The sequence below is a fragment of the Vibrio marinisediminis genome (assembly GCF_014050145.1).
Classification (GTDB): domain Bacteria; phylum Pseudomonadota; class Gammaproteobacteria; order Enterobacterales; family Vibrionaceae; genus Vibrio; species Vibrio marinisediminis.
The window spans coordinates 1-271 of sequence record NZ_JACFYF010000251.1 but is presented as its reverse complement, the minus strand read 5'-3'; the positions used below and the strand labels follow the sequence as shown (position 1 = coordinate 271).

General features: G+C 27.3%; 1 protein-coding gene. It reads left to right on the top strand.

Going from position 1 to position 271, the window contains the following annotated elements:
- The coding region (locus H2O73_RS24010) for an adenylosuccinate synthetase (RefSeq protein ID WP_182110803.1) at window positions 1-264 on the top strand (264 nt) is incomplete at its 5' end.
- Between the last annotated feature and the right edge of the window lie 7 nt (window positions 265-271).

Below are 271 nucleotides of genomic sequence, written 5' to 3'. Positions count from 1 at the left end.
GGTTTCAAAACACTTAAAATTTGTACAGCTTACAAATATAAAGGAGAAAAAATTACACATTTACCATATAATATTGAACCTGAAAACTTAGAACCAGTTTATTCAGAGTTTAAAGGGTGGAAAGAAGATTTAACTAAAATGACAGATAAATCACAATTCCCAAAAGAACTAAATGAGTATATAGCTTTCCTTGAAAAAGAATTAGAAATTCCTATTCATGTAGTATCTGTAGGTCCAGATAGAAAACAAACTATTTTCATGTAATAAGTTT